This window comes from Acinetobacter sp. P1(2025) (genome assembly GCF_051390655.1).
GTDB lineage: Bacteria > Pseudomonadota > Gammaproteobacteria > Pseudomonadales > Moraxellaceae > Acinetobacter > Acinetobacter junii.
Map to the genome: position 1 here is coordinate 1 of NZ_JBPKBJ010000125.1, position 5374 is coordinate 5374.

Annotated in this window: 3 protein-coding genes and 1 pseudogene; all 4 read right to left on the minus strand. The window is 37.8% G+C overall.

Features of this window, described 5'->3' with window-relative positions:
* Positions 1-1660: 1660 nt before the first annotated feature.
* Positions 1661-2926, minus strand: coding sequence for a type II toxin-antitoxin system HipA family toxin (locus tag ACSC97_RS17670; RefSeq protein ID WP_000934717.1), 1266 nt, complete (start codon positions 2924-2926; stop codon positions 1661-1663).
* Positions 2926-3231, minus strand: a complete 306-nt coding sequence (locus ACSC97_RS17675) for a helix-turn-helix domain-containing protein (protein WP_000366814.1) — start codon at positions 3229-3231, stop codon at positions 2926-2928. Before ACSC97_RS17675 ends, ACSC97_RS17670 begins: the two co-directional genes overlap by 1 nt.
* 919 nt (positions 3232-4150) lie before the next feature.
* Positions 4151-4408 carry a hypothetical protein gene (locus ACSC97_RS17680; RefSeq protein ID WP_004726728.1) on the minus strand — a complete coding sequence of 86 codons (258 nt, stop codon included), beginning with the start codon at positions 4406-4408 and terminating at the stop codon, positions 4151-4153.
* 349 nt (positions 4409-4757) lie between these two features.
* Positions 4758-5264, minus strand: a pseudogene (locus tag ACSC97_RS17685) (Fic/DOC family protein); the annotation flags it as partial.
* Positions 5265-5374 lie beyond the last annotated feature (110 nt).

Sequence of the window (5374 nt, forward strand, 5' to 3'; positions counted from 1 at the left end):
AATTCAAAAGAGTTTGGATTTTAAAACGCCAAATCAAATAGCAGAGAACTTTTATCGGTTAGCTGCCTAGCATATCCCAAGTGAAAGTCTCCTGCTAATTCAGCACATATCAGTAGCTTTGCAGTAAGTACTAAATTCAAATCCCGTATGTAGATATATTCGCCTTTTGGATGGAGAACAAGCTCTGCACCACCAAAGCCCACATTTATTACATTGCCTTACCCTGCAACGTTTAATCCATCCATTACAGCAATACTACCCGTTCACATTACTTTATCTCGGCTGATAATCAGCGTAGTAACTTTAGCCAATCTCGCTGCAATTTCCATGTCAGGAATTTGTCCACTTATTCCAATGATGATGAGAACTGCAGCATTGACTTAGATCGCCAGTGCTCAGTACTGGCCATCATGTAGCTTTTATCGCTTTAGCGCCTTAACTTATTTAAGTGGCGTAACTTGCATAACTTATGCATCCTATTTAAGTGATGTAAGTTATAGTATTCCGTGTCAGGAATCTGTCTACTTATCAGCGTCCGCGGAACTGCAGGATTTCTGGCTTTGTTGTTCGCAACGAGGGCTAACTCTGGAGTTCCGTATAAGGCATAATCAATAACGACGCCTGATGCGAACATAGCGATTGGGCTGAAACGGAAGGTATCAGGAGCAATCGCTTTGGCAGAATTCCCCAAGGTGCTCACAATAAGATTCACATTGATGAAATCTGGCTTTCTACTCAGCCCATGGATATGCGAGCAGTTACTTATACTGCTCTTTCTCATGTCCTAAAAGCCTTTGACCATGTCAAATCGCAACATTGAGGTTATCTTGTTTTGGAATAAGCGTGGTCATTGTATGAAAGTGTTGATACATGATGGACTGGGTATTCAAAGCTCTACGGTTGAAACAAGCAACATTTCACTGGACTCAAACTCATCATAGTGAAACAATTACAAGCATTGATTCAGAGTTTCGCTTGATAAAGAATTTGACAATGTGCATCAAACATCATGACATCAATTCAGTCAGCCAAGCTGAATAGCCTAGATCCGTGTCTGTGCAGAAAAGGACGCCTTCATATAAAATAATAACACTAAATATAAAAAAAATGGAAGAATAATTTACTAAGTTATTGTTTTTAAGTTGATCCTTGTTTTATATGGGGGTGATAATAACTTCTGATTACTAGTTTTTACCTTAAATATACCGATTGAAAGATTCATTTAAAGGCTATGAATACATGAGTTTTACAGTTTGGCTAGGTCAGCATGAGTACTTTTCACAAGATTTAAGATCGACCATGAACGTGATTAAGTTATAGGGGATTGATGAAATAGTTTTTATGAATTTCTGGCTTTCTGGGCTGATTTTATCAAATTCATGTCTATGCAAAATTGCGACATATTTCTCGTGCTGGTAGTTATCCAGAGTTTGGTCTGCATCTATCCATAGTGCAGACCTTTTTTTGGTGACAGTTTTTTCTTAGTGATTTTCGATCTGGATGTAGTGATTTCACGTTTGCAGAATATATCTTGGCGGTGATCCATCTAATATTCGTGATTATAAAGAGAGCTAATTCACAGGTTCTACAGATTATGTAGCGACTAACTATATCAAAGTCTATTTGCAGTTGATGGTTGGCGCTTAGTTTATATTTACGCTTAGGTTTCAGTTAAAAAATCAATATTCTGTTGAATCCGTGATTGAATCATCTGTAGGGTAGATTCTCGAATTTGATGGGGATACAGGCGCTGCGCAATTTGACTAAATTGAAGTGCAATTTCACGCATGGTCAAGATGATCTCATCGACTTCTAGAGTAGTCAGATTAGCTTCTGAAGTACCGAGTTTATGTATGTCATTTCGGGAAATATTGAGCGCTTCTCCCATAATGTCCATTTGATGATAACCACCTGGACCCTCGCAGAAGGTCACATCATAGGCTGGAGCCAATTTCCATTGACCATTTTTCTCCATGAGAAATGAAAAGTTCTTAGTATGGTCATCCCGATTATTGAAAAGCACATTAAACACAGCACGTTTAAAAGCATGCAATCTTTCTCGTACATCTTGCGTACACATCAAGGTTGCCCGGAGAAAATTGCGATAGTCTAGGCTACCTGGAACTTTATAGTCTGCTCCTGTATATGCAGCCAAACTCTGCATTGGAATCCGCATACCATTTTGACGATCGAATCGTTTAGAAGCAAAAGCCGTTAAACCATTGGGCAAATTAAAGAAATGGGTATCTGGAGTCTCAATTGCACAAAGTCGCAAACATTCTGCATAGACGGCTTCAATGGCGCAGACTTCAGGATGCTCTTGCTGAGCAGGAAACTTAATCAGCCAGGCTTCATGTTGATCAGAATCTTGAGTCGAAAACTCTAAATTGACAGGATCTCGGTAAACCAACGCTTTTGGTCTGGCACCTTGAGGGGAGCCACCCATGACCAATAAATGCTGTAGAAATTCACCACCTTCACCTTTGAGTACTTCTTGAACTTCCTGGGCTAGTTGTTGTAAAGGGATATTTTCTGAGGTTTGCATGTCAGCAACACAAGGTTCAAAGGAGAGGGCACCCATTGCGTGACTACTAATATAGGTCAGACGCTCCAAAGGTCCAATTCGTGCTGAATTTAAGCCAATTTTTTTGAAATATCGATCCATCAACATCATGCCCCAACCATCTGGTAAAGCGTCATAGACTGGACCTGGGAGTCCCATTTGATGAGTAGGAAAACCTTGTCTGAATGGTAGACCTTTTAAAGGCAGCAAGTAAGAAGAGAGCTCAACACCTTGCTGTATTGCTTCTGGACTATATTCAAAAGCAATGGTGGGTCTACCTGTCGTGGCTGTTGAACTAATCAGCGTTCCCCATAACCATGATTCGCCCCAACCGTTGTAATAAACATTAAGTCTATTGAGCATTATCCCTTCCTCTTAATACGGTGGCGCTTACTTTGACTCTCATAGCGAAGAATGTCATTCACACTGTTAAGCTGAGGTTTAAATAGTTCCTGAAGTTCGTTTAATCGACCCAAGACCATTGCAATACGGACTAAATTTTCAACAGATACATTTCGTCCCGCTTCAAGATTCGAAACTGTATTCACGCCGACACCAGCGCGTGCTGCTACCTCAGCTTGAGACATCTCCAGAAAGAGTCGTTGCTTACGTAAACGCTCACCTAAAAGAGTCACAACTTCTTCTGGTTTAGTGAAATATAAATCCATTAAATTGGGTCTTAAGAATGAATAATTTAATTAAATCACAAAATAATGGAATTAATCTATAGCTATAGTGTGGCTAAGGAGGGCTTTGTTGCACAGCACATCAGAAGGGTAGGTATAGTCCTTGGGTATCGGTTACAGAAAATCATCAGGATGTACTTTGACTGATTGTTGATACGGAGATTTCAGTATTTTCATTTTTCCTAATAGGTCACATTACTTAGAAAGGGTTCTTCGAAAATTAGTTCATACTTTAAAAATCCTATAAATATTGAGGATATTTTCTTAATGCTTTCAATATAGCATGCGGCTATATGTAACTCGAACGGGCTTAATCTGCCTTTCAGTATAAATTTTTTGGGCGTGAGAGGGGAGAGGTGTGAGGGCAAGCAATTTATATCGTGGATACTTCTAAATTACTTATGTAATAGAAGGTGGTAAACATGGATTTAGAGGTAATAACACTAAATATAAAAAAATTGGAAGAATAATTTATTAAATTATTGTTTTTATGTGGTTATTGGTGATGTTATGAATAATAATAACTTTTTCTTGATGAATTTTACCTAAAAAAATTGATCAGATAATTTTCTTTAAATGTCATGCATACATAAATTTGACAGTTTGAAGGGATCGGTATGTGCATTTTTCATAAGGTTAAAGATCGACCATAAATGTGATAAACGGCAGAGGATCATTGAAAAATGAATGGATTTAAACACTACATGTATGCACGAAAAAAAGTATCGCTGCGGTTCTGCTGACAGGCTGTATTGAGCATTGAATGCAAATGATGTAGTAATTGTCTACAGGCTATAGGACCAGCATGAAGAAGAATGAAATGTAGTTGCCAATTTATAACCTTGGTTGAAAAGCATAGCATTGTTATTCGGAGAAGTGAGGTAAGCCATCCTTCTCTTATTCATTTAAAATGATTCTTACTCAACTGATCTCGACTCATGGGCTGGTTCCAATTAGACGGATAATAACTTCCATCCCCTATCTTTTTCTTACCACATTTCTTGCATTTAATCCCTTCTTTGGAGATTTGATTCAGCATCACTGTTGTCGGTTGAATCAAATCAATGACATAGTTCGTTGGTTCAGGAAAAGCAGAAGAGGCTGCTTTATTGCAAAAGAGAACATTCGGATCAAATGGATTGGATTGCACAAAAGCCATGATACAGCCACAGAGTAATTCACCTGCATGTAATCTGTAACATCCATTCAGGTCATCAGACGAAGATTAATCTGAAATTTAAGCACTAAACGCCATAAATCTATGTATGGGCAGACTTTTTTGAGACATATGTTGATAAACATGCGGCAAGTTACATTGCTTAAAAGTCTATCTAAGTTAACGATCTATTCAATTCTGGATAAGTAATCTGAATATTACGATCCTAAATTACCCGAAGAGTATTAAGATTTCTAAGAATCGTGATTGTTGGTTTATTTGGGAAATTAATCAGTGGATTGAAGCAAAGATGATGGCTCATTAAGGATTGTGGGCTTCGACTACTTAAATTTTAGGTATTTTGAATAAAGCATATTTCAAAAATCTTAATTAATGGATTTAAATTACCATAAAAACCTTCAATATTGGCTTGAATCCATTGTTGTTGAGAGTCAATGCGAGACCAATCAATACCATAACCACAATGAGCAATCAGATGCTCAAAGAAAATCCGTTGTGTACGTCCATTACCTTCACGGAATGGGTGTATGACATTAAGCTCACAATACAAGTCGGCAAGTTGAGGAATCAGTTGTTGTGGTGCTAAGCCTTGAAAGTATTTTTTTTCTTGAAGCGTTTTGAGTAGTTTATTGGTTTCAATTTCAATACGGGAAAAATTACAAAAACGGGTGTCACCTTTGGAAATATCGATTTGTCTTAACTTTCCTGCCCAGTCGTATAAGTCGCCAAAGAGCTGCGCATGAATTGATTTTAAGTATTGTAAGTCGTAAGGTGGTTCAGCATATTCAATTAAGTTACTTGCCAATCCAGACAGTTCTAGTTCAGCTTGTTCTAAAATAGGACTTACGCATTGACAGATTCAAAAAAGTATTAAAATGCTTTATAAAGTATCTGTGATTAGACGAATTAAACATGCTTCTACAGCAACCTGTACTCTACCCATTTATA

Coding starts and splice junctions, on each gene's coding strand:
- ACSC97_RS17670 (WP_000934717.1), bottom strand. CDS start 2,926: ATGCTCAATAGACTTAATGTTTATTACAACGGTTGGGGCGAATCATGG.
- ACSC97_RS17675 (WP_000366814.1), bottom strand. CDS start 3,231: ATGGATTTATATTTCACTAAACCAGAAGAAGTTGTGACTCTTTTAGGT.
- ACSC97_RS17680 (WP_004726728.1), bottom strand. CDS start 4,408: ATGGCTTTTGTGCAATCCAATCCATTTGATCCGAATGTTCTCTTTTGC.